Raw genomic sequence first — 25,176 nt, forward strand, 5'->3', positions numbered from 1 at the left:
GGGCCTCCTTCAGGCGATCATGGATTGCGCAAGGCGGGGCCGCGGGCGCTCGTCCAGGCTGTCCGCGACCTCGCGCGCCGCGGCGAGCGTGGTCATCGTTCTCTGCGCCAGCGCCGGGTTCTCGGCCGGGTGATCGGAACGGAAGTGCCCACCGCGGCTCTCGCGCCGGGTCCAGGCCGCAACGGCGACGAGCAACGCCGAGATCGCCATGTCGCCGAGGACGCCGTGTCCGGCCTCGCGTTCGAGCCTGGCGAAATGGCGCACGGCTTGTGCAAGCCCGCCACCGTCACGGATCACGCCGACATGTGCGCTCATCGTCGCGCGCAACCGCTTCACCTCTGCGGCGTCCGGCGTGCCAGCGCGCGGCGTCACCAAAGCGCTGGGAAGGTGGACTGGCGGGGGCACGGTGCGGCCGGCGATGTCGTCGGCAATGCGGGCGGCATAGACGACGGCTTCGAGCAGGGAATTCGAGGCGAGCCGGTTGGCGCCATGCGCGCCGGTGGAGGAGACTTCGCCGGCGGCCCAGAGACCGTCGATCGAGCTGCGGCCGCGCGCGTCCACCGCGATGCCGCCCATGTGGTAGTGCGCGGCCGGCGCGATCGGAATCGGCTGCGCCGCGGGATCGATGCCGGCGGCGATGCAGCTCGCATGCACGGCCGGAAACCGCGTCGCGAAGCGCGCGCCCAGCGCCTGACGCGCGTCGAGGAAGGCGCCGCGTCCGGCCGCGATCTCGGCGAACACGCCGCGGGCCACGATGTCGCGGGGCGCGAGCTCGGCGAGCGGGTGGCGGGCGCTCATGAAGCGCTCGCCGTTGCCATTGATCAGCGTTGCCCCTTCGCCGCGCAGCGCTTCGGTGGCGAGCGGTGCCGGGTCGCGGCCCACCATGATGGCGGTCGGGTGGAACTGCACGAATTCAGGATCGGCAATCACGGCGCCGGCGCGGGCGGCGATCGCAAGGCCCGAGCCGCTCGCTTCCGACGGGTTGGTGGTGACGGCGTAGAGATGGCCGAGCCCACCGGTCGCAAGCACGACCGCGCGCGAGGCGAGCACGAGCGCCCGTACCGCGGGATTGCCGGCCTCGCGCAATTGAAGCCCGGTGACCGCGCCGTCCTCGGTCAGCAGTGCTTCGGCGATGAAGCCTTCCATCAGGCGGATCGAGGGCGTGCGGCGCACGGCCTCGCTCAAGGCCGCGATGATCGCGGCGCCGGCGCCATCGCCGCGCACATGCACGATGCGGCGCGCGGAATGCGCAGCTTCGCGTCCGACCGCAAGCCTGCCGTCGAGATCGCGATCGAACGGAACGCCATAGGCGAGAAGATCGTGGATGCGCGGCGCCGCCTCGCGCGCGATCCCGAGCGCGACGGCTGCATCGACGAGGCCGCCGCCGACCGCGACGGTGTCGGCGGCGTGTGCCTCCGGCGTATCGCCTTCAGCCACTGCCGCAGCGATGCCGCCTTGCGCCCATGCGGAGGACGCGCCGCGCCCGAGCGGTGCCGCCGAGATCAAGGTCACCGGCCGCGGCGCGAGCTTCAGCGCGCAGAACAGTCCGGCAAGCCCGCCGCCGACGATGACGACGTCGTCGGTGCTGGCGAGGTCGTGGATGTCGTATTGCATGTTGCTCGCCCTCAATTGCTCAGATTGATCATGCGCTGGACCGAGCGCCGCGCGCGTTCCGCGAGCGCGGGGTCGATCGTCACCTCGTCGCGAAGCGTCAGCAGGCTTTCCAGGATGTTGGCGAGCGTGATGCGCTTCATGTGCGGGCAGAGATTGCAGGGGCGAAGCATCTCCACGTCGGGCAGCTCGGCCCGGACATTGTCGGCCATCGAGCACTCCGTGATCATGACGAGCCGCCGCGGCCGCTTCGCGCGTACCCAGTTGATCATGTGCGCGGTCGAGCCGGTGAAGTCGGCTTCCGCCAGCACGTCCGGCGGGCATTCCGGATGCGCGATGATCTGCACGGACGGATCGGCTTCGCGAAAGCTCCGCAGCTCCTCGCCCGTGAAGCGCTCATGCACCTCGCAGGCGCCTTTCCAGGCGATGATCTTCACGTCGGTCTTCGACGCCACGTAAGTGGCGAGGTATCGGTCGGGCAGGAAGATCACGGTCGGGGCGTTCAGGCTCTCGACCACCTGCACCGCGTTCGAGGACGTGCAGCAGATGTCGACCTCGGCCTTCACCTCCGCCGAGGTGTTGACATAGGCGACAACAGGCACGCCGGGGAACTTCTCCCGCAGCAGCCGCACGTCCGCACCGGTGATGCTGGCGGCGAGCGAGCAGCCCGCGCGCGAGTCCGGGATCAAGACGGTCTTGTCCGGATTGAGCAGCTTCGAGGTCTCCGCCATGAAGTGCACGCCGCATTGGACGATGATGCCGGCCTTAACCTTGGTGGCTTCGACCGCGAGCTGGAGCGAGTCGCCGCCGATATCGGCGACGCAATGGAATATCTCCGGAGCCTGGTAGTTGTGGGCGAGGATGACGGCGCCCCGCGCGCGCTTGAGCTCGTTGATCGCGTGAATCGTCGGCGCCATCAGCGGCCATTCGATCGATGGGATCACGTGCCTGACGCGGTCATAGAGCGGCGCAGTGGCGCGTTCGACCGCCGGCGTCCATTCCAGGGAGGGCATCGGCCATGTCGGTCCCGGAGGCACCGGCGCGGCGCGCGGGGAGGCGGTGGGTTGGCCTTGCGGCCGGTTGGCAAGTTCGTCGGGACCGTAAATTGCAGTGATCGGCATTGAAGCCTCCCAAGTGTGGCCATCACGCGTGGCATTATGCTCAGTTTGAGAATATGTGGGGCCCGAGAAATCCGGCCTAGGAGGCCGGGCAAACGTCGCTGCTACCAACATATGCTCAATCTGAGTAGATCAAACGTAGCACGCATCGCTGCTTGCCGCTAGGGCCTGCCCGCACACATTCCCGTCACTGCGCCTGCCAGGCGAGGCCAGATTGAAACGCAATGCTCCCGCGTCAGCTCTTCGTGGAATGCAATCGTTTTTGCCTTGGGATTTTCATGCACATGCATTAAACGGGCTGTCCCCGCGGCTGCTGATTTGCGGCTCCGCCAAGGACAGACGAGGACAACCATGTCGACACAGATCGGCGAACTCGCACCGGCCTCGCGTTCGTCCAACTGGCGTACCCCGGCCGTCATCATCCTGTGCGGTTGTGCCATCGGCATGCTCGGTTTCGGTCCGCGCTCGGCGCTCGGCTTCTTCGTGCAGCCGATGAGCAACGAATTCAGCTGGGGCCGCGACGTGTTCGGCCTCGCCATCGCCGTGCAGAATCTGTTGTGGGGACTCGGTCAGCCGTTCGCCGGTGCAGTTGCGGATCGCTTCGGCCTGTTCCGGGTGATGTGCGTCGGCGCACTACTCTATGCCGGCGGCCTGTTCTTGATGCGCTATTCCTCGACGCCGCTGTCGCTCGACCTCGGCGCCGGCGTCATGATCGGCTTCGGCCTCGCCGGCTGTTCGTTCAATCTGGTTCTGTCGGCGTTCAGCAAGCTCCTGCCCGCCGAGAAGCGTGGCCTTGCGCTCGGTGCCGGCACGGCGGCGGGCTCGTTCGGGCAGTTCCTGTTCGCACCAATCGGCGTCGCCTTGATCGACAATTTCGGCTGGCAGCAGGCACTCTCCGTGTTCGGTTTCCTGATGCTGCTGATCATCCCGCTGTCGCTGGCGCTCTCGACGCCGCCGGTGACAAGCGCGAACAGCGCAACGCCCGCGGATGACCAGACCATCACCAAGGCGCTTGCCGAAGCTTTCGGTCATCGCTCCTACGTGCTCCTGGTGCTCGGCTTCTTCACCTGCGGCTTCCAGCTTGCCTTCATCACCGTGCATCTGCCGGCGTTCCTGGTCGATGGCGGCATCTCGGCGCAAACCGGCGGCTGGGTGATCGCGGCGATCGGCCTGTTCAACATCATCGGCTCGCTCAGCGTCGGCTATCTCCAGAATTATCTGCCCAAGCGCTACATCCTCTCGACCATCTATTTCACGCGCGCGTTGGCAACGCTCGCCTTCATCTCGTTCCCGATCACGCCGTTCTCGGCAATCGCGTTCGGCGCGATCTCCGGCCTGACCTGGCTGTCGACGGTGCCGCCGACCTCGGCGCTGGTGGCGCTGATGTTCGGAACGCGCTGGCTGGCGACGCTCTACGGCTTTGCTTTCGTCAGCCACCAGGTCGGCGGCTTCCTCGGCGTCTGGCTCGGCGGCATCGTGTTCGAGAAGTTCGGGTCCTACACGCCGATCTGGTGGCTCTCGATCCTGTTCGGCGTGCTCTCGGCGCTGATCAATCTTCCGATCGTCGAGAAACCGGTCCAGCGGGTGGTTGCGCAGCCGGCCTGATCGGCTAAACATCCCCGACAAGCAAAGTCAGGGAGTTCAGTCGTGGCCACATTCAAGGCTGTCCGGATCGACAAGGCGGACAAGGGCACCACCGCGCAGCTCGCGCAGTTCGACGAAGCCGAGCTGATGGAGGGCGACGTCACCGTTCGCGTGGAATGGTCGACGCTGAACTACAAGGACGGCCTTGCGCTCACCGGCAAGGCGCCGGTGGTGCGCCGCTTCCCGATGATCGCCGGTATCGATTTCGCCGGCACGGTTGAAGCCTCCTCGCATCCGCAGTGGAAGGCGGGCGACAAGGTCGTCTGCACCGGCTGGGGCATGGGCGAGACCCATCTCGGCGCCTATGCCGAGAAGGCGCGGGTGAAGGGCGACTGGCTGGTCGCTCTTCCGCAAGGGCTATCGGCGCGCGATGCCATGGCGATCGGCACCGCCGGCTTCACGGCGATGCTCTCGGTGCTGGCGCTGGAGAAGCATGGCATCTCGCCGAAGAGCGGCCCGGTCGTGGTGACGGGCGCTGCCGGCGGCGTCGGCTCGGTCGCGATCGCCGTGCTCTCGAAGCTCGGCTACCACGTCATCGCTTCGACCGGGCGGGCCTCCGAGGCCGACTACCTGAAGCAGCTGGGGGCTGCCGAGATCATCGACCGCAACGAATTGTCGGCGCCGGCAAAGCCCCTCGCCAAGGAGCGCTGGGCCGGCGGCGTCGACAGCGTCGGCTCGACCACCCTCGCCAACCTGCTCTCGATGACGAAATATGGCGGCGCGATCGCGGCCTGCGGCCTGGCCGCCGGCATGGACCTGCCGTCCTCGGTGGCACCGTTTATTTTGCGCGGAGTGTGCCTTCTCGGCATCGATTCCGTGATGTGCCCGATCGAGCCCCGGAAAGCCGCCTGGCAGCGCTTGGCCTCCGATCTGGATCGGACAAAATTGACTGAAATTACTGAGGAAATTTCGCTCGACGAGGTCCAGGGGTGGGGCGCGAAAATCCTGGCCGGGCAGGTTCGCGGCCGCGTCGTGGTAAAAATTGTCTGACGGCGTTCAGACTTTACCAACCAAGCTGCTTCAATCTCGCCATGGTTCGTATGGTAAGCAGCGGGTAAAGAGATAAAGGCATCGCCCGCTGCGGGGGTTGGTTCGGAGTTGAGCATGCTTGCGCGTATTGTGTTGGGGGCTGTCACGGCGGCAGCGACGTTTGCGCCGGCCATCGCTGGAAGCATGAACGCCGACGAGGCGCGCCGCTTCGTGGCCGGCAAGGTGTTCGCCTTCACCTGTTTCGACGGCACCCGCGGTGCAGGCCGCATCCTCGACGATCTCGGTGCGGCCGGTGCGGTGCAGTTCTCGGGCGCAGGCCCGGTCCGTCATCTCCGCCTGCCCGGCAATACGCTCCAGATCCGCGGCCAGAACGTCTGCGCCTCGATCAAAGGCATCCCGTTCGAGCCCTGCTTCAATCTCGAAAAGACCGACGATCGCAGCTTCCGCGGCTCGGTGTCGGGCATGGGCTTCGCCTATTGCGACTTCCGTCACCAGGGCGGCAATCAGATGCTGATGGCGCGCGCTGCGGCGCGGCCGCGCTCGCTGCACAAGCCGGAGCACACCGGCACGGTTGCCGCATCGAACACCGAGGTTGCCGCGCGCGTCGAGACGCCGCGTGTCGAGGGCAGCCGGCTCGAGCCGGTGAAGTCCGAGCCGGCGAAGAACGAAGCCCCGCTGGAGCTGCGCCGCTCCACGCAGTGAGCTCGCCTGCGCGGGACACCCCGCGCCATTGATCGTCCAAGACATCATCGAACACCATGCCGCCCGCGCCGTAGTCATACGGACGGCGGCTTTCATGCCTTGGTAGCTGTTCCGGCCCCAGTTTGCGCGCGGCCGGGGGCGGTCCCACGCAAGGGTTCAACGATGTCGCTCTATTTCTTCCGCATCAGCACCGGCCGTTATTCCGGCGCCGCCGACCTGCCGTACGAGTTCGAGGATCGCGCAGCCGCCTGGACCGAGATGACCGAGGTGTGCGCCAATCTGCTCAGCGGTATCGCGCGCAGCCTGAAGCCGAATGCCGAGTGGTGCATGGAGCTGCTCGACGAGGACAAGCAGCCGGTCTTTCGAATCAGCCTCGTCGGCGAGGCCATCGGATGTAAAGCGTCCTAGCACCGACTTGAAGCTGAAATTTACAACTATGACGGGATCATTTCCTTTCGCGCTCAATCATTTAGCGTGCAAAGTCAGTATTTCTGCGAGGGAGTTCGTTAACCAAATCGGAATGTGAGAAGCTCATTTTTTGGGCAATGGCGCAGTCAGGGGAAGCCGACCATGACTCGGCTGCGCGTTCCTTCGGGGGAAGCATGCCCATGTTGAGCCTTGTTCAGAATCTGAGGATCGGGACCAAGCTGGCGATTGCGTCGGCGCTCGGTGTGCTCCTGGTTGGGGCCATGATTGCAAGCCAGATGCTCGGCAATGCGGGCATTCGCGAGAGCAGCCAGAGCGCGCTTGCGCAGCAGCAGATCGCGCGCGACGCAGTCAAGGCCGAGGCCGCGGTTCGCGGCATGCAGCTCGCGGTACGAGACCTTCGCCTTGCCAATAGCCCGGCTGACATTCAGAAGGCCGTCCAGAACCTGGGCGACCAGCAAAAATCGACGAATGCGCTGGTCGATGAAATGCTGAAGCTTTCTCACGAGGCGGAGAACCGCGCTCGGATGGAGAAACTGAGATCGCTGGCTGCGAATTACGAAAAGGCCGCGCAGCAGATCGCCGGCGTGCGCGGCGAAGCCCTGGCCGCCGGCGGTGCAGACGGAGCGGCCCGCGCTGCGAAGCTCAATGAAGACGTCGTTCGCATCGCACGCGAGGTGACCCTGCCGATTGCCGGCGAGCTCGACGTGCTGATCGGCCAGATCGCCGACTACGCAAGGCACAAATCCGAGCAGAAGAATGCCGCGGCCGCGGCCCAAATGAGATCGAGCGAGCAGCTTGCGATCCTGGTCGGCGCACTCGCCATGCTCGTCCTCGTCGGCTCCTGGCTGATGTCGTTCCTGACCATCGCGCGGCCGATCCGTGCGCTCACGGTCGCCATGGACAAGCTCGCCGGCGGCGATTTCTCCGTGGTTCTGCCCGGTCTCGGCCGCAAGGACGAGTCGGCGGCGTCGCGGCGGCCGTTGAAAAGTTCAAGGTCGTGTCGGAGCAGAAGGCACGCGAGGACGCCGAAGCCAAGATCAGGCAGGACCAGATTGCGGCCGCGCAGCGCAAGGCCGAGATGCACAAGCTGGCTGACAGCTTCGAAGCCGCGATCGGTGAGATCGTCGATACCGTGTCCTCGGCCGCGACCGAGCTGGAAGCTTCCGCCTCGACGCTGACCGCGACCGCGGCGCGCGGCCAGGAGCTCACCACCATGGTTGCTGCCGCTTCCGAGGAAGCGTCCACCAACGTGCAGTCGGTCGCGTCGGCGACCGAAGAGCTGTCGTCGTCGATCACCGAGATCAGCCGGCAGGTGCAGGAATCCGCCCGCGTCGCCGGTGATGCGGTGAACCAAGCCCGCACCACGACGGATCGCGTCGGGGAGCTCTCCGCTGCAGCGGCGCGGATCGGCGACGTGGTCGAGCTGATCAACACCATCGCCGGCCAGACCAACCTCCTGGCGCTCAATGCAACCATCGAGGCCGCGCGCGCCGGCGAGGCAGGCCGCGGCTTTGCCGTCGTCGCTTCGGAGGTCAAGGCGCTTGCCGAGCAGACGGCGAAGGCGACCGGCGAGATCGGCCAACAGATCGCCAGCATCCAGACCGCCACCGAGCATTCGGTCGGCGCGATCAAGGACATCAGCCACACCATCGAGAAGCTGTCGGAGATCTCCTCGACCATCGCAGCCGCGGTGGAAGAGCAGGGGGCCGCAACGCAGGAGATCTCCCGCAACGTGCAGCAGGCGGCGACGGGCACCCATCAGGTGTCGTCCAACATCACCGACGTGCAGCGCGGCGCGAGCGAGACCGGTTCGGCATCCTCGCAGGTGTTGGGGGCCGCGCAATCGTTGTCCGGCGACAGCAACCGGCTGAAGCTCGAAGTCGGAAAGTTCCTTGATACCGTCCGCGCGGCCTGACACGTGCCTTTTCGCGAGCGTCCGCATCGTAACGGGAGATGCCGGCGCGGCTGCAACAGAGAGTTGCAGAGAAACCACGATCGCTGCGCACGAGCCGTATTTTTACGTAGCCTCCTGTTAACGCCTGTTTGCGATTATGGGCGCAATCCTTCGGGAAAAGAACCAGCCAGCATTGTTGAACTGACCTTCGCCCCGGTCGTCCGTCGTGACGTCTGCGGCGCAGGTGATGTGCGCGTTGCCGGGTAATCATCGGGATTGTCGTGATGTCGAAGTTGTCGATCGTCTTCAAGCTGCTGACCGTGCTGTCGATCCTGGTGCTCTCGCTCGCCGGTGTCGGCGTGATGGCGATCGGCACGATGCAGAACATCAATGCCCATACGGTCGAGATCGCGCAGGGCTGGTTGCCGAGCGTGCGTGCGCTCGGCTCGATGCGGGCGGACATCAACGAACTGCGCGTGGCGCTGCGTCTGCACCTGATGCAGGATACTGCCGAAGGCAAGGAGGCCGCCGAGAAGCGGCTGGCAGGCTTGCGCGAACGCATCGAGAAGACCCGCAAGATCTACGAGCCGCTGATCACGCGCGCAGAGGAGCGCTCGCTCTACGAGCAATGGACCAAGGCCTGGGCCGAGTATCTGAACGGCGTGCAGGACGTCATGGCGCTGTCGCGCAAGAGCGTCGGCCGCTTCCCGACCGATGCCAACGAGATGTTGCAGACCAAGGTCGCGAAGATGGCTCAGGCCGCCGATCCACTGCTCCAGAAGGGCATCGAAATGAACAATCAGGGCGCCGAGCTGGAAACAAAGCAGGCCGCCGACAGCTACGCTACGATCTTCCGTGTACTGGTCGCGATCATTGTGGCCTCCGTCGTGGTCGCGATCGGCGCCGCCTACTATCTCGTGCGCGACGTCTCGCGCGGCATCGCCTCGATCATCCGCCCGATGCAGTCGCTCGGCAAGGGCGACCTTTCGGCCGAGGTGCCGCATCGCGGCGAAAAGACCGAGATCGGCTCGATGGCGGATGCGCTCCAGATCTTCAAGGAGGCGCTGATCGCCAAGAGGGCCGCCGACGAAACGGCGGCGCGCGAGGCCGAGGCCAAGATCGAGCGCGGCCGCCGCGTCGATGCCATCACCCGCAATTTCGAGGTCATGATCGGCGAGGTCGTCGAGACCGTGTCGTCGGCTTCGACCGAGCTCGAGGCCTCCGCGGCAACGCTGAGCGGGACCGCACAGCGTGGCCAGGAGCTCGCAACCGTCGTCGCGGCTGCGTCGGAAGAAGCTTCCACCAACGTCCAGGCGGTGGCCTCCGCTTCCGAGGAGCTGTCGTCCTCCATCACTGAGATCAGCCGCCGCGTGCAGGATTCGGCGCGGATGGCGGCGGAAGCGGTCGAGCAAGCGGCGCGGACCAACGAGCGCGTCAATGCGCTGTCGCAGGCCGCCGCCCGCATCGGCGACGTCGTCGAGCTCATCAACACCATCGCGGGCCAGACCAACCTGCTCGCGCTGAACGCGACCATCGAGGCGGCGCGCGCAGGCGAAGCCGGCCGCGGCTTTGCCGTCGTCGCCTCCGAGGTCAAGGCACTGGCCGAGCAGACCGCGAAAGCGACCGGCGAAATCGGGGCGCAGGTCTCGGGCATCCAGGCGGCGACGCAAGAATCCGTCAGCGCCATCCAGGAGATCGGCGGCACCATCGAGCGGCTGTCGGAGGTGTCCGCGGCGATCGCCGCCGCCGTCGAGGAGCAGGGCGCGGCCACGCAGGAGATCTCGCGCAACGTTCAGCAGGCCTCGCTCGGCACGCAGGAAGTGTCGTCCAACATCACCAACGTGCAGCGCGGTGCGATCGAGACCGGCTCGGCCTCGAGTGAAGTGCTGTCGGCGGCGAAGTCGCTGGCGACCGACAGCACCCGCCTGAAGGTCGAGGTCGCGCAGTTCCTGGAATCGGTCCGCGCGGCCTGACGCTTCAGCTGCCCGTCTGCGGCGCGGCCGGCGGCGGTGCGATCTGCCGCCGGAACAGGATACGCTGGTAGAGCCAGCCGATCGCGACCAGCACGACGCCGAGGCACATGAACGAGAGGGCCCGATAGACGCCGGTCAGCGTCCACACGTCGACGGCGAAGGCCTTGAAGATCGTCAGCGCGATGACGGCGGCGGACGCCAGCCGCGCACGCTCCGAATTGACCAGGATGCCGACGCCGAGCAGCGCCACGCCAAAAGCGAGCCAGCCGATCGAATAGGTATATTGCTCGGCGCTCGTGGTGCCACCGTAGAGCAGGACCGGGCCGTGATAGAAGCGGCGGATCTCCAGCGTCACATAGGTGAGCGCGAACACCAGGGCACCACCTGCAATCGTGTTTGCATATGCGACACTGCGGTGTCCTGCCACCGCGTAGGAGAGCAGCAGCATCAGCACGGCCGGCAGCGCATAGCCGAGCAGCAGCAGGTTGAACACGAGGCCGCCGACATCGACGCTGGAGAGCAGCAGCGGGTTCTCCAGGATCAGGAGACCAAACACGCTGATGAGGCCCGCGATCGCCGTCAGCACGACCGCGCCGACATCGTGCACGATGCTGTGGCTGCGCAGCCGCAGGCGCTCCAGGCCGATTGCCATTGCAAGCATGACACAGACTTGCAGCGCGAACTCGAGCAGCGAGGGCGGCGAGGTCATGCGGCCGCCGGTCGCAAAGTGCCGGATCTCCATGAAGGCGAGCAGCGCGGTGAACAGGATCGCAGCGGTCTCGACCACGCGCAGCGGCGCGTCGTCGGCGCGGCGGCGCAGGAAGATGCTCGCGCCCCAGAATGAGGCGGCCGGCAGGCCATAGCCCCACAACAGCCAGTTGAAGATCGGCGTCGTGCCGACGGCATCGCCGACGATGCGCGGATCATAGGCGATGCGCGCGGTGACGATCGCAGCGAAGACGGCAGCCAGCCGGCGCAGCACCGGAATCGGCCGCTGCAACGAGATCCAGGCTGTGCCGAGCGACATCAGTGCGAGCGCGATGGTGAGCCAGCCCTTCTCCAGGGCGAAGGTCAGCGCCAGCGCCAGCGCGCCGAGCGTACCGGTCGCGAACAGCGCGACCGAGGTTGCAACGCCGGGCCGCTCTTCGCGGCGCATCAGCGCTTCGGTCGCGGCGCCAAACGCCGCAGCGAGCAGCACGGCGAGGATCGCAAACGGGATCGAGCGGTCGAGATGGGCAATGCGCGCATAGAGCGCAACCAGGATGGCGATGGGCGTTGCGACGCCCGCCGCCGACCACACCACGGGAATGATCGCCGAGTTCGAGCGGCCTTGCGCGAAAAAGCCCGTGACGCCGAAGCCGGCGGCGAAGATCGCGGCCGTCACCAGATGCAGCGTCACCGCGCTGTCGGTCGCGACCGGGCCGACGCCCGGCATCGGGCCGCCCGGCAGCACCAGCATGTCGGGGTTGGCGCGCACCGCCCATTCGGCAAACACGATGAAAACGGTCGCCGCGGCCGCGCCCAGCGCGCCGGTCGCCGCCGGTGCGCGCCAGGCGACGAACAGCGTGCCGCCAACCAGGAGTGTGAACGCCATCAGCGCGAGATCCGCATGCGCGCTCGACAGCACGACCAGCATCGCGCCGAACAAATAGGCGCCGAGCGCGCCCGATGAGACCGGCTCGATTTCGCCGTCCTCCATGCTGGGCCCGAACATGAAGCCGCAGACGACGAGCAGTGCGGCGAGCACGAAGCCGGCGATGGCATGGAAGGCGTGCGGCGCGACCTGCACCTGTCCGGTATCGAGACCCGGGAAGATCCAGAGCACCGCGAAGGCAATGGTCGTGACCGCAAGCCAGCGCCATAGCCTGATGCGGGCGAGCCCGAAACTCGCGGCCGTCACGACCGCAAGATAAATGTAGAGCGCCCAATAATCCGGCTTGCCGGAGGAGACGAGGATCGGCGTCACGAAGGCGCCGACGACGCCGAGCCCGGCGAGCGCAGGCCCGTGCAGGAGCGCTGCCGCCAGCGTGCCCATCGCAATGATGCCGAGCAGCACGAAGGCCGTCGCAGGCACGAGGAAGTCGTAGAGCGCGTACGCCGCGTAGATGGTCGCGAACGCCACCGCCGTGCCGGCCGCGGTGAGGATCGCGGGAATGTTGGCGATCGGCAGCGCGGCGATGCTCGAAATGCTCTCCTTGCGCCGCGTCCATTCGCCGGCGCCAAGCAGCGCAGCGGCGAACAGGCCGCCGAGGAACACGCGCACGCCGGGGCCGAGCAGACCGGCCTCGATCGAATAGCGCACCATGAAGAAGCCGCCGAGCGCGAGCGCAAGCCCGCCGATCCACACCACCCAGCGGGTGCCGAGCCGCTCCTCGAAGCCGGGTGCTGCCTCCGGCACCGGAGGAGGCGCAGCGGCGCCCGTGTTCGGCTCGAGCGGGGGCGGCGAAATCTCTTCGGTGACGAGGGGAGGCGGCGTCGTTTCGGCTTCCGGCGCCAGCGGCGGCGGCTCGGCGGCTGCAGTCGTCGCGGGGGCTTCGACCTGCGCCGGCATCAGCGGCGGCGGCTGCACCGGCCGCTGCGCGTAAAGCATCTCTTCGACCGAACTGATCCGGCGGCGCAACTCGGTCGCCTGGCTGGAAGCCTTGATCGCGATCAGGAAGGCGATGATCGCAATGATCAGCGCAAAGACGTCAAACGGGCCGTCGAACATGAAGCCTCCAGGCAACCGGCGGGCAGGGGCCGGTCCCAAAATATCAGGATCTAGCGCCGGGAGCGTACGCGCAAGCCCGGCGCGGGCCGCTCCTGGAGCACCTCGCGGCGGAAGCGGTAGAGCGCTGCCGGCCGTCCGCCCGTCTGTGTCGACATCACCCCGGTCGGTTCGACCAGGGCTTCCATCTCGACCAGGCGGCGGAAATTCTGCTTGTGCAGGTGCCGGCCGGAGATCGCCTCCACCGTGTGCTGCAGTTCAGTGAGTGTGAATTCGGTTGGCAAAAGTTCAAAGACCACAGGACGATACTTCAGCTTTGCGCGCAGCCGCGCAATTGCCGTGGCGAGAATCCGGCGGTGGTCGAACCGCATCGAGGTCCCGAGCGGGGGAAGCGTCTTGCGTGCCAATGCCGCAGGACGGCCATCGCGGCGGGCCTCCTCGATCAGCCCGGCCTCGTAGAGCAGCTCATAGCGGTCGAGCACGCGCTCCTCGTCCCAAGGTGCGCCGTCGAGACCGAAATAGAACCGCACGCGATCCTTGCGCGGCAGCGCGCGAATCGTCTCCGGCGTCTCCTCCTCGGCCCATTCGGTCAGCGCAGGGATGATGTCGCGGGCGATGATCGCCGGCGGCTGCTCGCGCCAGTCTTCCCAGGGGAAGAAGCGATACCAGGGCGCGAAGCTCGCCGCGTTTGTCGCGAGTTCGCCGCCCGCCGGGCGCGTCAGCGCGAGATAGCCGATCGAAACGATGTGGGCGCCGGTGTCGCCGGCCTCGGCATGACGGCCGCGGTCGCCGAACGTGTAGAGCTGCTCGACATAGCCGAGCCGCAGCCCTGCCTGTTGCTCGACCCAGGCGCGCAGGCCGATCTCGAACGTGCGGTGGCTCACCGCGTCGAACGGACCGAACGGCAGGCCGGCAAGCCCGTCGGCACCGTGTGCGGTCAGGATCAGCGGCTCGTGGTTCTCGATCGCGACGATAGCGGCGGTGAGGCCGATTTCGATCGGCGTCAGCGGCGTCTCGCTCATGCGGCTGCCGTGTCGTTCAATTGAACAGAATGCCGCTTGGTTGAGACGACCCATCCGCGGACTCGCTGCACCTCTCCCGCTTGCGGGAGGGGTCGCGTCGCATCGACAGATGCGAGGCGGCAGAGGGCTGTTTCCTCTGGGGGAGTCTTCGTCGCGGAGATACCCTCTCCCCAACCCTCTCCCGCAGGCAAGAGAGGGGGCGCACCTCCATTGTGGCGACCAGCTGTCATTCGAGCTCGATCGCGAAGGGGCGGCCTTCCACCATCATCGCGCCAGGGCCCATCTCGTCGAGCGCGCGCAGCATGCGGCCGTTGCGTCCGAGCGCATGATCGGCGAGGCTGACGATGCGCCGGTTCGGCGAGGCGATCGGCGAGGCCGCGCGAATCTTCCTGGCGATCTCGATCTCGTCGCGGTTTGGATTAAGCGCGCAAACGGCCGCGAACGCGCTGGCGGTGGAGCGGCTGATCCCGGCATAGCAATGCACCACCAGCGGGGCGCTGCGGTCCCAGCCGCGCACGAAGTTGAGCACCTGCTCGATATGCGTCTCCGACGGCGCGACGAAGCCGTCCATTTCCTCGGTGATGTCGTCCATCGACACCTTGAGATGGTTGGCCGGGAGCACCGACACCGGACGCGCCACCTGCTCGACATTGGCCATCACGGTCAGCACGTGACTGGCCTTGGTGAGGCGGACGGTCTCGGGAAGCGCGGCGAGGGAACAGACGTGGATCATGGCGAACCTTTTTCTTGATTATAGCCGCGGCCGTTGGGTGGGCAAAGCGAGGCGTGCCCACCACTTTTGTCGTAAACGCGAAGTGATGGTGGGCACGGCGCAAGAGCGCCTTTGCCCACCTTACAAGACTCACGCAAACACGGCGCCAAACCGCTCCAGAAACTGCTTCTCGGCCCGCGCCGCCGTCCAGGGCGTCAGATAGTCGCGTCGGACGCTGTCGGAGAGACCCGGATCCTTGCCGAACAGGCGCCGCGCTTCGCTCGCGCTGAAGCCGGCGAGCTCGGTTGCCTCGAGATAGGCCGCACCGCGATCGGCGGCCTTGATGGCCTGCGTGATGTCATCTGGCAATACCGGCGGCAAACCGAAGCGGATATGGATGGCGCCGAGCAGCCGCTTCTCGACGGCCTTGTAGTGACCGTCGAGCACGGCCTTGAACGGCGAGATCATGTCGCCGATCACATATTCCGGCGCGTCATGCAGCAGGGCCGCGAGCCGGACGCGCTGGTCGACGCGGGGTATCTCATGGCGCAGCACGGTCTCTACCAGCAGCGTATGCTGTGCGACCGAAAAGATGTGCGCGCCGAGGGTCTGCCCGTTCCAGCGCGCCACCCGCGCCAGCCCGTGCGCGATGTCGCCGATTTCGATGTCGAGCGGGGAAGGATCGAGCAGGTCGAGCCGCCGGCCCGACAGCATGCGCTGCCAGGCGCGGATCTCTTCGTTGCGCGCTGCCTTCTTCGCCGTCATTTGGCCTTGAGGCGCAGCTTGCGCTGGGTCTTACTGCAGGTCGCATGACAGTGGCAGTCGACCAAGTGGTCGTTGACCATGCCGGTCGCCTGCATGAAGGCGTAGACGATCGTCGGGCCGACGAATTTGAAGCCGCGCGAGGACAGCTCCTTGGAGATCTGCACCGAGAGCGGCGTCGAGGCCGGCACGCTTCCCGTGGTCTTGAACTGGTTGACCTTTGGCCGTCCGTCCATGAAGTCCCACAGCAGCTTCGAGAAGCCCGGGCCCTTCTCCATGATATCGAGATACGACTTCGCGCTCAGGATCGTGCCTTCGATCTTGGCCTTGTTGCGCACGATGCCGGCATCGCTCATCAGCGCGTGAACCTTCCTGGCATTGTAGCGCGCGATCTTCTCCGGCTGGAAATCGTCGAATGCTTTGCGGAAATTATCGCGCTTGCGCAGGATCGTGATCCAGGACAGGCCGGCCTGGAAGCCGTCGAGGATCAGCTTCTCGTACAGCGCGCGGTCATCGTATTCCGGCACGCCCCATTCGGTGTCGTGATAGGCGACATAAAGCGGATCTTCGCCCGGCCAGGGGCAGCGGGTCAGACCATCGGGATGCAAGCGGGCCGCGCGGCTCATGCAATGGGCTGCTTGGCTGGAATTCGAACGACGTCTGGTTCAGCCAGCGTCAAAGCCAGCCCCCCAGCGGTGAGCGGCTGGCCCGCATCGAGCGCATCGGCGACGCGGTCGATGCGCACCAGCGCGATGCCCCTGCCGCCGGCCGTCGAGCCGATGGTGCCGACCGGCTTGTCGCCGGCGAGGATGGTCGTGCCCGGCTCGGGCGAGGCGTCCTCGAGCAGCACCTTCACGCTGCGCGTGCGCGCGGTGCCGCGATGCTGCATGCGCGACACGACCTCCTGGCCGACATAGCAGCCCTTGTCGAAATCGACGCCGGCGAGGCGATCCATGTTGGTCTCATGCGGGAACGCGTCGCTGTACATGAAATCGAGCCCGCCGCGGGGCACGCCGAGCACGATGCGGTGCGCCTCGTAGGCCGCCGCATCGACCAGCTCGGCGCCGATGAGATCGGACAATTTCTGCGCGAGATCTTCCGGGATCAGGATGCGGGTGCCGAGCCCTTCAGCCCGCGGATCGGCAAAGGCAAGGTCGGGCTGCGCCGCCGGCACGCCGTCCCAGGCCGCGAGCACGCCGAGGTCGAGCTTGTCCACGGTGACCTTGGCGCGCAGCTTGTAGAATTTCAGCTTGGTGGCGAGCGTGTCCGCCAGCGCTTTCGGGCAGTCGATCAGGAACCCGCCGCCGTGGCCGGCGGACGCTTCCGTGATCAGGAAATCCACGATGATCTTGCCCTGCGGCGTCAGCAATGCGCCGAATCGCCCCAGACCAGGTTTCAGCCTGTCCAGGTCGGTGGTGATGAGGCCATTGAGGAAGTTGCGCGCATCCTCACCCGCGACCTTGATGACGCCCCGGTCCGGAAGAAACGCCGATTTCATGCGAAAATCTCTTGCGACATGTTGCTCCGGAACGTAAGCCCGCAACGCATAAACGACAAGACCTCGAGCCCTGCGCCTTGAGGATGAGAGAGGCCCCATGACCCAGCATTTCGATGTGATCCTGAAGGGTGGCACCGTGGTCAACCAGGACGGCGAGGGCGTGCGCGATATCGGCATCACGGGCGGTCGCATCGCCGAGCTCGGGCCGCTGTCGCAAGGCTCGGCCGCCGAGGTGATCGACTGCAAGGGCCTGCACATCCTGCCCGGCGTGATGGACACGCAGGTGCATTTCCGCGAGCCCGGGCTGACGCACAAGGAAGACCTCGAGACCGGCTCGCGCAGCGCCGTGATGGGCGGCGTCACCGCCGTGTTCGAGATGCCCAACACCTCGCCGCTGACCGTGACGGAGGCCGAATTCACCGACAAGGTGAAGCGCGCCCATCACCGCATGCATTGTGATTTCGCCTTCTTCATCGGCGGCACCCGCGAGAACGTCCAGGACCTGCCTGTGCTGGAGCGCGCACCCGGCTGCGCCGGCGTCAAGGTGTTCATCGGCTCGTCCACCGGTGCGCTCTTGGTCGAGGACGACGAGAGCCTGCGCCGCATCTTCCAGGTGATCCGCCGCCGGGCCGCCTTCCACGCCGAGGACGAGTATCGCCTCAACGAGCGCAAATCGCTGCGCATCGAGGGCGATGCGCGCTCGCATCCGGTCTGGCGCGACGAGACCGCGGCGCTGATGGCGACGCAGCGGCTGGTCAAGCTCGCGCACGAGACCGGCAAGCGCATCCACGTGCTGCACATCTCGACCAAGGAGGAGATCGAGTTCCTGCGCGACCACAAGGATGTCGCCTCCTGCGAGGCGACGCCGCACCATCTCACCCTGGTCGCGCCGGAATGCTACGAGCGGCTCGGTACGCTGGCGCAGATGAACCCGCCGGTGCGCGGCGCCGATCATCGCGCCGGCATCTGGCGCGGCATCGAGCAGGGCATCATCGACGTGCTCGGCTCCGATCACGCTCCGCATACGCTGGAGGAGAAGCAGAAGACCTATCCCGCTTCGCCTTCCGGCATGACCGGCGTGCAGACGCTGGTGCCTGTTATGCTCGATCACGTCAATGCGGGTCGGCTCTCGCTGGCGCGCTTCGTCGACCTCACCAGCGCCGGCCCTGCGCGCCTCTACAACATGGCCTGCAAGGGCCGCATCGCCGCCGGCTACGATGCCGACTTCACCATCGTCGATCTCAAGCGCAGCGAGACCATCACCAACAAATGGGTGGCGTCCAAGGCCGGCTGGACGCCCTATGACGGCGTTCGCGTCACCGGCTGGCCGGTCGGCACCTTTATCCGCGGCCGTCGCGTGATGTGGCAGGGCGAGCTGGTGACGGCCGCGCAGGGCGAGCCGGTGCGGTTCCTGGAGACGCTGAAGGCGTAGGGTGATGTGGGGGACGCACGGGGCTTCCACCGTCATTGCGAGCGCAGCGAAGCAATCCAGGATCCTTCCGCGCCGGCAGTCTGGATTGCTTCGCTGCGCTCGCAATGACGGGGGAGAGGTCTACGTTTCCTCTCGAACGGGAGTGTCGTCGGATGTCACGGCCAACCGCCCTCATCACCACCGAGCAACTCGCTGCCATCCTCGGCGATCCCAATCTCCGCCTCTACGACTGCACGACCTCTCTTGAGCCCGCGCCGGAAGGCAGCGATGTGCCTTATCGCGCGGTCTCGGGTGACACGACGTTCGCCGCCGGCCATATCCCCGGCGCCGATTTCCTCGACCTGCAAGGCGAGTTCTCCGACGCCTCGTCGCAGCACTTCTTCATGATGCCCGATGTCGCCCAGCTGGAGGCCGCCTTCGGCCGCCACGGCCTCGATGCGGGCAAAACGATCGTGCTCTACAGCATCGGGACGATGATGTGGGCAACACGGTTCTGGTGGATGCTGCGCGCGCTCGGCGTCGAAGCCCACGTGCTCGACGGCGGCTTCGACAAATGGCAGCAGGAGGGGCGGCCGATCGAGACGGGCGCAGCCAAGGGCTATCCGGCGACGACCTTCAAGGCGGCACCGCGCCCAGGCTGCTTCGTCGACAAGGAAGCCGTGCTGGCGAGGATCGGCGATCCCGCAACCGTCATCGTCAACGCGCTCGGACCGCAGTTTCACCGCGGCCTCGAGCCGAGCCGCTATGGCCGGCCGGGCCGCGTTCCCGGCAGCGTCAACGTTCCCGCAGCCACACTCGTGAATGCCGACAAGACGGTGACGAATCTTGCGGATGCGCAAGCGAAGTTCGCCGCCCAGGGCGTCACGCGCGAAAAGAACGTGATTCTTTATTGCGGCGGCGGCATCTCGGCGACGATCGACCTCCTGCTGCTGACGCAGCTCGGCTACGACAAGCTGACGCTCTACGACGCTTCGATGGGCGAATGGGCGAGGGATCCGGCGCTGCCGATCGAGACGGACTGAGGCGCGCGTTCCCGGCTCTGTCGGGAACATGTCCCGGTCATTGCGAGACTAATGCTTGTCCGCCGGCAACGGCTTCCGTGCGATAAGAGCGGCAGACTTCGCGACGCCTTTCGCCAAGTCATTCATCCGTCAACTGGCCCCGCCCGCGTGGCGGGGTCATTTTCGTGACGGCCTACTGCCTGGAGATGCCGACCGAGAATTCGCCGTTGCGAATGCGGCCGGGAAAGCCCTCGACGAACTTCGCCACTGCGTCCTCGCCATAGGTGCCGACGAGCTCGGCGAGGGCCGCGAACAGGCTGGCCTGCGCCAGGCAGTCGCCGTCGACGCCGTCATGACGCGCCTCGGCCCAGGCCTCGTTGAGATAGCTCAGCGCAGCCTGTTTCTGCTCGTGGTCGGGCAGCGGCGCGCGGGCGGGGGCGTAGGAAATCGGCTGGCTCATGAAACTCGGTCAGGGCTGGGGCGCGATCCACGGCGATGCGCTGTGCGAGAAGGTGTAGCACGGGCGTTAACGACCGCTAGGCTACATCTTTAAGAACGGTTAACGGCTGTGAACAAAGTCGATGACAGGGTTCCAGGCCCTTGTCATTCCGGGGCGCGACGAAGTCGCGAGCCCGGAATCCATTGGGCCACCAACTCCGACGCTCGATGGATTCCGGGCTCGCGCTATGCGCGCTCCGGAATGACGAGAATCAGTTCGCGTAGCGCGCCGTGAGATCGCGCGAGATCTTCGAGCCTTCCTCGATGTAGCGGCGGATCGCCACCATCGCGGCCGGCGTGCAGCTGCGATAGGTCTGCTGAAATCCATTATAGCCGCGGTTGAAGCCGGCGATCATGCGGGTGCGGCGCTCGCCGGAGGGCGTCTCGGCATCGATCAGCGCCTGCATCTCGTTGCGCCATTTGTTGCCCTCGTTGGCCCCGCAGATGCCGCGCAGATAGTGCAGCCCGCCGAGGACCTCGGCCAGCCGCTGCAGTTCGCCGTCAAACGGCGCCGCCACGTCCTGGGCCTTAGCAGGCACGGAGGCGCAGGCGAGAATCAGGGCGAAAATGGCCAGAAATCGCGTCGACATCGGCGGCTGTATGCCCCCTCGGGACGGCCGGCGCAAGGCGGGCCGTCAGGCCCCAAGCAGCCGGTGAGCGGACTGGATGACCTCCTCCAGCCCCCCGGTCAGCTTGAGGTCGCCGAGGCTTGCCAGGGCGCCAGGGGCGATCCAGCGGTAATCGTCGAGCTCGTCGTTCAGCGCCGGCTCCCGGGCCTTCCAGCGCGCGGCAAAGGACATGATCAGGTAATGGCCGGCGCCGGCCGCGGCTGGCAGCACCTCGCGCCAGCCGGCGAGGCCAATGATCTCGATCCGAAGGCCGGTTTCCTCGTCGACCTCGCGGCTCAGCGCCTGATGCAGCGATTCGCCGAACTCGACCCGTCCCCCCGGCAGCGAATAGAAGCCCTTGGCCGGCGAGCGGGCGCGGCGGACCAGCAGCACCTTGCCGTCGCGAAAGATCGCCGCGCTGACCGCAAGCTGGGGGTGGGCAGGGTGGACGATTGCGGCCAATCGCGTCACCTATCCGGACGAGTTCGCCATGATGGTGTCGACGTCGGCTTCCACCCCGCCATTGATGATGCCGCCGCAGGCTGCGATCAGCGGCTTGACCCAGAGCGTGGCCTGCTCGGCGAGGCGGACGCGGGTCGAGTCCTTCTCGACCTCACGCATGGCCGAGCCGACCGCGGTCAGGATCGAGGTCATGGTATCCGTCAAGTGGTCGAACTGGGCACGCACGTTGGGATCGGCTTTCTCATAGGCTTCGATCGCCAAATCCCGCGCCTTGAAATTCGACGCCGTGAAATGCTCGGCATAGGACAGCGGCGTCCAGGTCAGGAAGTCTTCGGCGCATTCCGGCATATCCGGCACCATTTCGAGCAGCATCACGGCTTCATTGAAATGGTTGAGATAGTCGGTGGCAAGCCCGGTCCGCGGATTGATGTTGGCCACGCGCAGCCGTTCGGCCCAGGCGGTCGCCTCAGGGCCCGTCTGTACATGCGTCCGCGCGGGGTGGGAGGCCGTTGAGCTCATCTGCCGCAGTGTTAACGTTCGGGGTTAAAAGGACCTGAACGGACCCTATATAGGCCTCCAAGGATGTGTGGACGCTTCGTCATAACTTCGGCCCCCGCGGCTTTGCGGCAACTGTTCGGCTATGTCGCGCAGCCGAATTTCCCGCCCCGATACAATGTCGCCCCGACGCAACCGATTCCGGTGGTGCTGCTCGAAAACGGCGCGCGCCATTTCCGCCTGATGCGCTGGGGTCTTCTGCCCGGCTGGGTCAAGGACCCCCGCGGGTTCACGCTCCTGATCAACGCCCGTTCCGAGACGGTGCTGGAGAAGCCTGCGTTCAAGAACGCGATTCGCCGCCGGCGCGGCCTGATCCCGGCCGATGGTTATTACGAGTGGAAGACGGAACCCGGCCGCAAGCAGCCCTTTTTCATCCACCGTGCCGACGGTGAGCCGCTCGGCTTTGCCGCTGTGTTCGAGACCTGGGTCGGTCCGAACGGCGAGGAACTCGACACGGTCGCGATCGTCACCGCCGCGGCGGGCGAGGATCTCGCCGCGCTGCATGACCGCGTGCCCGTCACCATCAGCCCGCGCGACTTCGAGCGCTGGCTCGACAGCAAGGGCGACGAGGTCGACGCGATCCTGCCCTTGATGAGGCCCCCGCGCGTCGGCGAATTCGCCTGGCACCCGGTCTCCACCCGCGTCAACCGCGTCGCCAATGACGACGAGCAACTCGTGCTGCCGATCAGCACGGATGAGATCGAGGCGGAGGCCGAGGCGGCGAAGCCGAAGAAGGCGGTGCGGAAGACTGCGGCAGCGTCATCAGATGACGGGCAGGGGTCGTTGTTCTAGGTGCGGTGCCGGAGGGTGGGCAAAGGCGCAACGCGCCGTGCCCACGATATCTATCTTCAACACGCGGTGGTGGGCACGCTTCGCTTTGCCCACCCTACCGCAGCGGAGTGCTTGGCGCTCTACACAACCTCTCTCGCCCGCAGCCCCGCGATCTCTGCCGTATCGAATCCCAGCTCGCCCAGCACCGCGTCCGTATCCGCACTCAGCTCCGGCGCCATGCGATCGAGCCGGCCGCCGCCATGAGCGAGCTTGAAGCCGCTGCCGGCAAAGCGCAGGCGGCCGTATTGCGTGTCCAGGTCCTGGATCGCGCCGCGCGCCTTGATTTGCGGATGGTCGATGACCTCCTCGACCTTCCAGATGCTGGCGCAGGGCGCGCCGGCGTCCTCCAAGATCGTCTCCCATTCGCGTGCCGGCCGTTTCGCCAGTGCTTCCTCGATGATGGCGCGGAGCGCGCCCTCGTTCTCGTTGCGCGAGAACCAGTCGGCAAAGCGTGGATCTGACAGCGTATCCTCGCGGCCGAGCGCCGCCATCAGCGCGCGGTACTGCTTCTCGTTGTTGACGGCGAGCAGGATATGACCGTCGCCGCACTTGAACAAATTCGCCGTGGTCCGGCGGCTCACCGCCTGATTGCCCGATAGCTGCTGCCGATGTCCGGCGACCGACCAATCTGCGATCTGGCCCGACAGAAATGCCAGCGTCGCCTCCAGCATGGAGACGTCGATCAGCTGTCCCTTGCCGGTGCGGTCGCGTTGATACAGCGCGCTCGAGACACCAAAAGCAGCGGTGGCGCCCGAGAGCACGTCGCACACGGCAAAACCCGCGCGCGTCGGCCCCGTCTCGGGGTGGCCGGTGATCGCCATGATGCCCGACAGCGCCTGCATCTTGCCGTCGTAGCCGGGCCGCAGGCGGTCCGGGCCGGTCTGGCCGAATCCCGACACCGCGCAATAGATCAGCTTCGGGTTAATGGCGGACAGCGCCTCATAGCCGATGCCGAGCTTGTCCATCACGCCGGGGCGGAAATTCTCCATGACCACGTCGACGCGGCCTGCGAGCTTCCTCACGATCGCGATCGCCTCCGGCTTCTGCAGATCGAGCGTGAGGCTGCGCTTGTTGCCGTTGACCGCCTGGAATGCCGGCGCCAGACCGCGCTCGGCCCATTCGCGGCTCAGCGGCGTGCGGCGCATGTCCTCGCCCTCGCGCCGCTCGACCTTGATGACGTCCGCGCCCAGCAGTGCGAGCTGGTAGCTCGCATAGGGGCCGGCCAGCACTTGCGTGAAATCCAGGATCTTCACGCCCTCGAACGGTCGCGTCACCTCGCTCTCCCTCGGCTAATTGTTGTTGGAGGACGTCAAGCATGATCCGGAAAAGTGCGAAGCGGTTTTCCGGAAAGATCATGCGCAAACAACAATCTGAAGCGCGATGATGATTCTTCCGATCTCATCGCGCTTCAGGCGGCGCGGTTGCCGCGCGCGATCTCCTTCTGCTTGTCGAAATCGGCGCGGCGCCGCGCCAGCTCTTCGGGCGAGAGCTGCGCGACATTGTTGTAGTCGAGCTTCCAGGAGGCGTCCTCGCTCCAGCGCAGCGGCGACTGCATCGTGGTCTGCGGACCGCTCGCGGTCTCCAGCAGCCGGAGCGCGAGCTCGAGCGTCTGCGCCTGCGAGGCGATGTCGTGCGGCTTGCCGGCGGAATTGCCGAGCGGGAAGTCAGAGAACAGGAAGCGGGACACGGCCGCGTGCTCGACGATGTCCTTGGCGCAGCCCATGATGACGGTGGCAATGCCGTTGCGCTCCAGATGCCGCGCCACCAGCGCCGTGGTCTGGTGGCAGACCGGGCAGTTCGGCACCAGCACCGCGACGTCGACCTTGTCGGCGAGGCAGCGCGCCAGAATCTCCGGCGCGTCGGTGTCGAGCGTGACGCGATGGCTGCGATTGGTCGGCGCGCCGAAGAAGCGCGGCGCGACTTCGCCGATCCGGCCGGCGGCGGATGCCTTCAATAGCTGCGGCAGCGGAAACCAAGTGCCGCTGTCGGTGGCCGAGGTGTGCTTGCGGTCGTAGCCGATGTGCGAGATGCGCAGATCGTGCTCTTTTGACGTGTCGCCGTCATAGACCTGATAAAACTTCGCGCTGCCATTATACGCCGCGCCCGGCCCCTGGTCGCCCTTGGCCGGATCGTAGGGCGCAGCGGTGGTGATGATGGTGACGCGCGATTGCGACAACGGTTTCTTCAGCGGCTGGAACGGCGCCTCGGTGTGATGCGCCCAGCGGTACGGCGTGGTGTAGCCGATCGCCGCGTAATAATCGCGGGTGCGCTGCATGTAGGGGACGGGGGAGTCGTAGTCGGGCGCAAAGCCGAATTCGTCGTCGCGCGGAGCGGACATGGCGCGTCTCCTGGTTCTTGGTTGGGGCCAGACTAGAGATAGTTTTGGCGTTGCTCAACGGGGGCAGGGGACACGCAGGACAGAATTGCAATCGTGTGGGTAGGCTGTCTTCCCCTCTCCCCTGGGTGGCTCGCCGCGAAGCGGCGAGACGGGCGAGGGGTCTCTGTCCTCACGAGCGCTCTTGCAAGTGGAGAGAACCCCTCATCCGGCGCTTCGCGCCACCTTCTCCCACAAGGGGCCTGTTGCGCTACTGCTTTTTGAGGGCCGAAGACGTCAGGATAGAGGGCCGCAGTCGCGTGGATTGCGGTCCGAGTTTGTAATTGCCACCCTCGGCGGGCAGTTCAGGCGGTGATCGTGGCCCACCGCCTCATATTGAACGCGATGGAGGC

The 25,176-nt window shown here is 66.3% G+C and carries 22 protein-coding genes and 1 pseudogene; 9 read left to right on the forward strand and 14 right to left on the reverse strand.

The window, feature by feature from the left end:
• Positions 1 to 9: 9 nt before the first annotated feature.
• Positions 10 to 1,614 carry an L-aspartate oxidase gene (locus P0R31_RS02675; RefSeq protein WP_275512730.1) on the reverse strand — a complete coding sequence of 535 codons (1,605 nt, stop codon included), beginning with the start codon at positions 1,612 to 1,614 and terminating at the stop codon, positions 10 to 12.
• Positions 1,615 to 1,625: 11 nt separating this feature from the next.
• Positions 1,626 to 2,732 carry a quinolinate synthase NadA gene (gene nadA, locus P0R31_RS02680; RefSeq protein ID WP_275512731.1) on the reverse strand — a complete coding sequence of 369 codons (1,107 nt, stop codon included), beginning with the start codon at positions 2,730 to 2,732 and terminating at the stop codon, positions 1,626 to 1,628.
• A gap of 348 nt (positions 2,733 to 3,080) precedes the next feature.
• On the opposite strand from nadA, the gene P0R31_RS02685 reads away from it, so the two are divergent.
• The 6 genes and pseudogenes from P0R31_RS02685 to P0R31_RS02710 all read left to right on the forward strand — a co-directional run bounded on the left by P0R31_RS02685 (position 3,081) and on the right by P0R31_RS02710 (position 10,361).
• Positions 3,081 to 4,334, forward strand: coding sequence for an MFS transporter (locus tag P0R31_RS02685; RefSeq protein WP_275512732.1), 1,254 nt, complete (start codon positions 3,081 to 3,083; stop codon positions 4,332 to 4,334).
• 42 nt (positions 4,335 to 4,376) lie between these two features.
• Complete coding sequence (locus P0R31_RS02690) at positions 4,377 to 5,363, forward strand: MDR family oxidoreductase (RefSeq protein WP_275512733.1); 987 nt, start codon at positions 4,377 to 4,379, stop codon at positions 5,361 to 5,363.
• 114 nt (positions 5,364 to 5,477) lie between these two features.
• Positions 5,478 to 6,065, forward strand: a complete 588-nt coding sequence (locus tag P0R31_RS02695) for a hypothetical protein (protein ID WP_275512734.1) — start codon at positions 5,478 to 5,480, stop codon at positions 6,063 to 6,065.
• Between the two features lie 162 nt (positions 6,066 to 6,227).
• Positions 6,228 to 6,473: a DUF6894 family protein gene (locus tag P0R31_RS02700; protein WP_157286918.1), complete on the forward strand. Its 246-nt coding sequence runs from the start codon at positions 6,228 to 6,230 to the stop codon at positions 6,471 to 6,473.
• 200 nt (positions 6,474 to 6,673) lie between these two features.
• Positions 6,674 to 8,409, forward strand: a pseudogene (locus P0R31_RS02705) (methyl-accepting chemotaxis protein).
• 263 nt (positions 8,410 to 8,672) lie between these two features.
• A complete protein-coding gene (locus tag P0R31_RS02710) occupies positions 8,673 to 10,361 on the forward strand; it encodes a methyl-accepting chemotaxis protein (protein WP_275512735.1) in 1,689 nt (562 codons plus the stop codon).
• 4 nt (positions 10,362 to 10,365) lie between these two features.
• Here P0R31_RS02710 and P0R31_RS02715 read toward each other — a convergent pair whose 3' ends face one another.
• The 6 genes from P0R31_RS02715 to P0R31_RS02740 form a co-directional block, all read right to left on the reverse strand.
• Positions 10,366 to 13,071, reverse strand: a complete 2,706-nt coding sequence (locus P0R31_RS02715) for a DUF2339 domain-containing protein (protein WP_275512736.1) — start codon at positions 13,069 to 13,071, stop codon at positions 10,366 to 10,368.
• A 50-nt stretch (positions 13,072 to 13,121) separates the two neighbouring features.
• The gene (locus tag P0R31_RS02720; RefSeq protein ID WP_275512737.1) at positions 13,122 to 14,090 is read right to left on the reverse strand and encodes an NUDIX hydrolase; all 969 of its coding nucleotides are present in this window, start codon (positions 14,088 to 14,090) and stop codon (positions 13,122 to 13,124) included.
• Positions 14,091 to 14,316: 226 nt separating this feature from the next.
• Positions 14,317 to 14,823, reverse strand: coding sequence for a tyrosine phosphatase family protein (locus P0R31_RS02725; protein WP_036038271.1), 507 nt, complete (start codon positions 14,821 to 14,823; stop codon positions 14,317 to 14,319).
• 129 nt (positions 14,824 to 14,952) lie between these two features.
• Positions 14,953 to 15,567 carry an HD family hydrolase gene (locus P0R31_RS02730; RefSeq protein ID WP_275512738.1) on the reverse strand — a complete coding sequence of 205 codons (615 nt, stop codon included), beginning with the start codon at positions 15,565 to 15,567 and terminating at the stop codon, positions 14,953 to 14,955.
• The gene (locus P0R31_RS02735) at positions 15,564 to 16,190 is read right to left on the reverse strand and encodes a DNA-3-methyladenine glycosylase I (protein ID WP_275512739.1); all 627 of its coding nucleotides are present in this window, start codon (positions 16,188 to 16,190) and stop codon (positions 15,564 to 15,566) included. The genes P0R31_RS02730 and P0R31_RS02735 overlap by 4 nt, the downstream gene beginning before the upstream one ends.
• The gene (locus tag P0R31_RS02740; protein ID WP_275512740.1) at positions 16,187 to 17,062 is read right to left on the reverse strand and encodes a YgfZ/GcvT domain-containing protein; all 876 of its coding nucleotides are present in this window, start codon (positions 17,060 to 17,062) and stop codon (positions 16,187 to 16,189) included. The genes P0R31_RS02735 and P0R31_RS02740 overlap by 4 nt, the downstream gene beginning before the upstream one ends.
• A 97-nt stretch (positions 17,063 to 17,159) precedes the next feature.
• Between P0R31_RS02740 and P0R31_RS02745 the strand changes: the two genes are divergently transcribed.
• Positions 17,160 to 18,494, forward strand: a complete 1,335-nt coding sequence (locus P0R31_RS02745) for a dihydroorotase (RefSeq protein ID WP_275512741.1) — start codon at positions 17,160 to 17,162, stop codon at positions 18,492 to 18,494.
• Positions 18,495 to 18,646: 152 nt separating this feature from the next.
• A complete protein-coding gene (locus P0R31_RS02750) occupies positions 18,647 to 19,516 on the forward strand; it encodes a sulfurtransferase (RefSeq protein ID WP_275512742.1) in 870 nt (289 codons plus the stop codon).
• 172 nt (positions 19,517 to 19,688) lie between these two features.
• Here P0R31_RS02750 and P0R31_RS02755 read toward each other — a convergent pair whose 3' ends face one another.
• The 4 genes from P0R31_RS02755 to P0R31_RS02770 form a co-directional block, all read right to left on the reverse strand.
• Entirely contained in the window at positions 19,689 to 19,955 is a 267-nt protein-coding gene (locus tag P0R31_RS02755; RefSeq protein WP_025034564.1) for a hypothetical protein, read from the reverse strand.
• 250 nt (positions 19,956 to 20,205) lie between these two features.
• Positions 20,206 to 20,583: a TIGR02301 family protein gene (locus P0R31_RS02760; protein ID WP_275512743.1), complete on the reverse strand. Its 378-nt coding sequence runs from the start codon at positions 20,581 to 20,583 to the stop codon at positions 20,206 to 20,208.
• 45 nt (positions 20,584 to 20,628) lie between these two features.
• On the reverse strand, positions 20,629 to 21,063 hold the full coding sequence (locus P0R31_RS02765; protein WP_275512744.1) for an NUDIX hydrolase: 435 nt from the start codon (positions 21,061 to 21,063) through the stop codon (positions 20,629 to 20,631).
• Positions 21,064 to 21,072: 9 nt separating this feature from the next.
• Entirely contained in the window at positions 21,073 to 21,582 is a 510-nt protein-coding gene (locus P0R31_RS02770; protein ID WP_275512745.1) for a hypothetical protein, read from the reverse strand.
• Positions 21,583 to 21,645: 63 nt separating this feature from the next.
• Here P0R31_RS02770 and P0R31_RS02775 point away from each other — a divergent pair, with 63 nt between their 5' ends.
• On the forward strand, positions 21,646 to 22,410 hold the full coding sequence (locus tag P0R31_RS02775; RefSeq protein WP_275512746.1) for an SOS response-associated peptidase: 765 nt from the start codon (positions 21,646 to 21,648) through the stop codon (positions 22,408 to 22,410).
• A gap of 119 nt (positions 22,411 to 22,529) precedes the next feature.
• On the opposite strand, the gene P0R31_RS02780 is transcribed toward P0R31_RS02775, so the two are convergent.
• Together P0R31_RS02780 and P0R31_RS02785 are read right to left on the reverse strand one after the other, a co-directional pair.
• Positions 22,530 to 23,723 (reverse strand): CaiB/BaiF CoA transferase family protein, encoded by a 1,194-nt coding sequence (locus P0R31_RS02780; RefSeq protein ID WP_275512747.1) that lies wholly within the window; start codon positions 23,721 to 23,723, stop codon positions 22,530 to 22,532.
• A gap of 134 nt (positions 23,724 to 23,857) precedes the next feature.
• Positions 23,858 to 24,787 (reverse strand): glycine/sarcosine/betaine reductase selenoprotein B family protein, encoded by a 930-nt coding sequence (locus tag P0R31_RS02785; RefSeq protein WP_275512748.1) that lies wholly within the window; start codon positions 24,785 to 24,787, stop codon positions 23,858 to 23,860.
• Positions 24,788 to 25,176 lie beyond the last annotated feature (389 nt).

Origin of the sequence: Bradyrhizobium yuanmingense (assembly GCF_029167105.1) — a bacterium.
In the GTDB taxonomy this organism is placed as follows: Bacteria; Pseudomonadota; Alphaproteobacteria; order Rhizobiales; family Xanthobacteraceae; genus Bradyrhizobium; species Bradyrhizobium yuanmingense_A.